At 58.2% G+C, this 3,382-nt stretch carries 4 protein-coding genes; 2 read left to right on the forward strand and 2 right to left on the reverse strand.

Annotated features, from left to right (window positions below):
* Positions 1 to 278: 278 nt before the first annotated feature.
* Positions 279 to 1,022, reverse strand: a complete 744-nt coding sequence (locus NKI59_RS34680; RefSeq protein WP_352709025.1) for a class I SAM-dependent methyltransferase — start codon at positions 1,020 to 1,022, stop codon at positions 279 to 281.
* A 435-nt stretch (positions 1,023 to 1,457) separates the two neighbouring features.
* A complete protein-coding gene (locus NKI59_RS34685) occupies positions 1,458 to 1,796 on the reverse strand; it encodes a cupin domain-containing protein (RefSeq protein WP_352625708.1) in 339 nt (112 codons plus the stop codon).
* Between the two features lie 286 nt (positions 1,797 to 2,082).
* Between NKI59_RS34685 and NKI59_RS34690 the strand changes: the two genes are divergently transcribed.
* A complete protein-coding gene (locus tag NKI59_RS34690; protein ID WP_352709026.1) occupies positions 2,083 to 2,655 on the forward strand; it encodes a DUF1003 domain-containing protein in 573 nt (190 codons plus the stop codon).
* Positions 2,656 to 3,039: 384 nt separating this feature from the next.
* Positions 3,040 to 3,382 (forward strand): pilus assembly protein TadG-related protein (locus NKI59_RS34695; protein ID WP_352709027.1); only part of this gene is annotated, 343 nt, incomplete at its 3' end.

The raw sequence follows: 3,382 nt of genomic DNA on the forward strand, positions 1-3,382 counted from the left end.
CCGAAATCTCCACCCCGCGGGTTCCTTCCCTGGAGGCTTCCGGACGCCGGCCTCGAGCCACGCCATCTCAGTAGACGGCCGGCATCCGAAACCCATCACAATATCTCAGTCGTTCCGCCCGAGGGCAGAGGCAACCGAAAGCGGACGCGCTGTTTAGAAATCTACCTCTTGGTTACGGCAAAACGAACCACAAGAGCCCATCGACTAGCCCGGTCGAACGGCTTCAGCCCAAGACATTCCAAACCAGACGGCCGAGTCCGGCTCCTTGCTCCAATCAATCAGGGCGTCGAGCGTCGCAGTGACGGATTGGCGAGGCAATCCGACAGCGACGATATCGTCCATCGCTTCATCGATGATGCTCGCAATGTTCCGGACAACTGCCTCAAAGTCAGGCTCGCCGGCGCATGCGCCAAAAAAGAGACAAATGTGATACGTCGTGGACGCAAGTCGGCCTGATGCAACAATTGAACAAGGCGACGTCCGATGATTGGATCATTGCCGTGTCGGTCGTAGGTTCGCTGATAGGCATGCCATAGTGAGGCAAATCCCGGTGGCTCGGGCCAGAGCCGCAGCCCATCATAGTCGTCATCTGACAATATCACCCGTCCGCCCGGTCGCACTGCGCCGGCCATGTTGCGAACAAGCAGCAACGGGTCAGGTAGGTGCTCGAGAACGAACCGCGCATGAGCAACGTCGAACTGTCCAAGCTCGTTGTCGGTAAGAAGTGGAGCAAGCACGTCACCCCGCCTCATCTCCAGAAATGCCAAATCCCCATCGGCGTCGGCCTGTCGTAGCGCCTCCGCTATCTGCTCCGGGCTTCGCTCCAAAGCCAAAACCGGAACACCGGTGGCCCGCGCCATCATTCTCGAAAACTGCCCTAACCCAGCACCGAAATCGACCACCCGCTCGCCAACAACCAGCTGTGCAGCGTCGAGACATCGTTGATTAAGACGCTTGTTTAAAGCCGTCAGCCGTTGCTGCTCGGCTTCACTTGATCCATGCGTATAATGCGATGACGACATTCACTGCCCCCAGATCGAATGACCATATCAGCTTCGCATAAGGTCGGACGGCGTCAAGATCAGCGGCTGTGAATTGAACCGTGCCGACCCCGCGCCCGGCACATCTATTGCCGCTTTCGCCTAATTTCGGCGGTGGACACAGCTTTGCAGTTTCTTGGAAAGCAGACCTTGCCGGCACGGCGTTGGAGGTCGAAGCTGCGCATTCTTTCCTGCCCAACGCCGACGTTAGTCGCTCAAACATATTGAGACGATTATGACAATCGATTCCAATTCCCACGGAACATCGGGGCGCCCGTTCAGAACCGCCATGACGAGGCGATGTGCTGGAACACCGCGCCACCTCGCCATGTAGGAAGTTCGAACTTAGTCGGCCCACTTGGCCGGTGCACGGAACTCGATCCCATAGCAGCCTGCAAGTTCCGCCACTTCCGTTAATTAATCAGGAGTGCGCAATTCGCGAGCGGCCGCCTCGACGAAGAATTCCTCCAGCCCGCCAGGTGTTAGGATCGTGAGGTTGCGCCCTGGCCCGGCACTCACGACGCGGAACGTGTGTGGCACGCCGCGGGGTAAGAAGATCGACGTGCCCGCAGGCACTACCATGAACTGACCATCGAGCCAGAATTCGTATTCTCCTTCGATCACATGGATTACCTCGTCCTCATTGTGGTGTACGTGCACCGGCGGACCGGCGCGCGAATGCGACCGAGAGCGCCGAGACGACGCCAGGCATCGGCGCGCCGACACGCGAACACAGCCCAGGATGGCAACGTGCATTCGGGAGATGTCAGGCGTTCAAGATTTTCGCTTCCTTGGCGGCGCTGAGAAATGCCACGCGGGCAATCTCCGGCCCTACACCTTCATGCAGGCCATCGGTGCTTGGATGCGGCGCCCAGTTTCTCCAATGGGCCAATCATAACGCATCAGGTCAGGCCCGCGTTTACGCGTTCGACTCTACCTCCCGCGAAAAAGTACCTGTCGATACATGCGATCTAGCCGTCGCCTTGGGGTCATGGAGCAAAATTCAAAATGCATTGTTAGGTGTAAAGATTAGGAGCGACCTATGCACCCCAGCTTCACCTCGAACGATATGGCTCGCGGCACTCCGACTGCGCCGGCCGCGGAAGGGCTAGCTCCGGCGTTGGCCCGCAACATTGACGCTCTCGTCGAGCGTAGAAGGCGAGAGGCGAAAGCAGCTTCTCTTGAGGAAAGGGCCGCCGCCGCAATCAGCAGATTCGCCGGCAGCATGATCTTCGTCTACATCCATCTCGTTTTCTTTGGCGGCTGGATCGCCTTTAACAGTGGTATCGCTCCGACCGTTCAGGCTTGGGATCCTTCTTTAGTCATCTTGGCCATGCTCGCGTCCGTGGAGGCAATATTTCTCTCCACCTTTGTGCTTATCAACCAGAACCGAATGGCCGCTGAAGATGACGCGCGGGCTGATCTCGATCTCCAGGTTAGCCTGCTCAACGAACACGAGACGACCAAGCTGATCAAGATGGTCGAGGAGATTGCCAAGCGTTTAGACATCCAGACCGAAGCAGACGAGGAATTGAAGGAACTGAAGCGCGATGTGGCGCCCGAAGCAGTTCTCGACAAGATCGTGGAGGCAGGAGATCAGCCAACGCTCGGCTGAGCATTAGCGGCTTAGTGGCTAGCGTGGTTGGCCAACTCCTGCCTGCACGGCTGCCCGTCATCCCCGCACCGCAGGATCACACCGCGAAAAACGGCTCGATGTGTGGCCATCCACAGAGCGCTTGCTTTGAGGGCGAAATCGCCATCAATCCAGATGCGACCGGCACGAAAGACTCCGGGCAGCTTTAACAATGCGGTCGACATTGCCGGTCCTTGACGATCGCCAGACCGGCGCCGGACGGCGGCGTCATCGTGGTGAATTTGAGACGCTGATTCAGCTGCTCCCCGCGAGCTGATTTGCGATCGAGACAACTTTACCGGCTCGCGAAACGGACCCTCCATATGCTGCCTCTAGGTTAGTCCCAGCTAAATGAAGGGGGCTTCCATGCGTGTGACGTTTTGGCGTTCAGAACGCGGCAACCTCGCCGTGGTGTTTGCGTTGGTCTTGCCGGTCGTGCTTTTGGGCGTCGGAGTGGCGATAGACTTTGCGCGCGTGAGCCGAACTGCCCAACAGTTGCAGGAGGGAGCCGACTCCACGGCCCTTCAGTTGGCCGTGGCAAGCGCGAACAGCAGCGATATGACGTCGGAACAGCGTCAGGAGAACGTTGATACTTTCGCCAGCCCGACCTTTGTGGCCACGCGAAGTCCCTATAGTGGTGACGCCCACCACACGGTTGGATCAACCAATCCCACAATCGTGACGGTTGTATTGCACCAACCGCAGGAAT

It is taken from the genome of Mesorhizobium sp. M0598, from assembly GCF_040320865.1.
Lineage (GTDB): Bacteria > Pseudomonadota > Alphaproteobacteria > Rhizobiales > Rhizobiaceae > Mesorhizobium.